The 1321-nt window shown below is 68.0% G+C and carries 3 protein-coding genes and 1 pseudogene; all 4 read right to left on the reverse strand.

Annotated elements, in window-relative coordinates:
• Positions 1–37: 37 nt before the first annotated feature.
• The gene (gene rpsQ / locus MFF54_RS27520; protein WP_238307356.1) at positions 38–298 is read right to left on the reverse strand and encodes a 30S ribosomal protein S17; all 261 of its coding nucleotides are present in this window, start codon (positions 296–298) and stop codon (positions 38–40) included.
• Between the two features lie 10 nt (positions 299–308).
• Entirely contained in the window at positions 309–524 is a 216-nt protein-coding gene (gene rpmC, locus MFF54_RS27525; RefSeq protein ID WP_066927393.1) for a 50S ribosomal protein L29, read from the reverse strand.
• 11 nt (positions 525–535) lie between these two features.
• Positions 536–949, reverse strand: coding sequence for a 50S ribosomal protein L16 (rplP, locus tag MFF54_RS27530; RefSeq protein WP_238307357.1), 414 nt, complete (start codon positions 947–949; stop codon positions 536–538).
• 27 nt (positions 950–976) lie between these two features.
• A pseudogene (locus MFF54_RS27535) lies at positions 977–1321 on the reverse strand (hypothetical protein); the annotation flags it as partial.

Below are 1321 nucleotides of genomic sequence, written 5' to 3' on the forward strand. Positions count from 1 at the left end.
CCCGCCTCTCGCGAACTCGGAAGGATCTGAGAAGACCTCAGGCTTCGGCGGTGGCGACCGCCGCGGCCTGGTCCTCGACCAGCTTCCAGGTCTTGGTCTTGGAGTACGGACGGCACTCCTCGATGAACACCGTCTGACCGACATGGGCCGCGTTGGCCTCGTCATGGGCGTGGTAGTTCTTCGAGCGGCGGACGGTCTTCTTCATCACCGGGTGGGTGAAGCGACGCTCCACCTTCACGACGATGGTCTTCTCGCCCTTGTCGCTGACGACGACGCCCTGCAATACGCGCTTCGGCATAAGTCCCTCCTCAGCCCTGGGCCGCGGCGAGCGTCTTCTGACGCTGGAGCGTGCGGACGCGGGCGATATCGCGGCGGACCTCACGGACGCGGGCGACGTTCTCGAGCTGGCCCGTGGCACCCTGGAAGCGCAGGTTGAACTGCTCCTTCTTCAGGTTGAGCAACTCGTCGTTGAGCTGATCCGCCGACAGGGCCTTCAGATCAGACAGTCGGTTGGACGACTTCACGGATCCCTCCCTCAGTCGGCGATACGGGTGACGATGCGCGTGCGCACCGACAGCTTGGCGGCGCCGAGGCGGAGCGCCTGGCGGGCGATGTCCTCGGCGACGCCGTCGACCTCGAACATGATGCGGCCCGGATGGACGCGCGCGGCCCAGTAATCCGGGGCGCCCTTACCGGAGCCCATGCGGACCTCGGTCGGCTTCGAGGTCACGGGAAGGTCCGGGAACACCCGGATCCACACGCGGCCCTGGCGCTTCATCTCGCGGGTGATCGCGCGGCGGGCCGCCTCGATCTGCCGGGCGGTGACGCGCTCGGGTTCCACGGCCTTCAGGCCGAAGGTGCCGAAGTTCAGCTCGAAGCCGCCCTTGGCCGCACCGTGGATGCGGCCCTTGAACTGCTTGCGGAACTTCGTCTTCTTGGGTTGCAGCATGGCAGCCTCTCTATCTCGCTAGGCGGCTCACGCGTGGGCCGGCTCGCGGCGGCCCCGGTCACCGCGATCACCCCGATCGCCGCGGCCTTCGCCGTCACGCTCACGACGGCCGCCGGAACGACCACCCTCTTCCTGAGCCTTCTTGTCCTGGGCCATCGGGTCGTGCTCGAGGATCTCGCCCTTGAACACCCAGACCTTGATGCCGCAGGTCCCGTAGGTGGTGAACGCCGTGGCGGTCCCGTAGTCCACATCCGCCCGCAGGGTGTGCAGGGGAACGCGGCCCTCGCGGTACCATTCCTGGCGCGCGATCTCGGCGCCGAGGGCATCCGCATCAACTGCTCGGGCCGTCTCGGCGGCGCCGAGATCGCGCGC

The organism is Methylobacterium gregans, assembly GCF_022179245.1.
Taxonomy (GTDB): Bacteria; Pseudomonadota; Alphaproteobacteria; order Rhizobiales; family Beijerinckiaceae; genus Methylobacterium; species Methylobacterium gregans.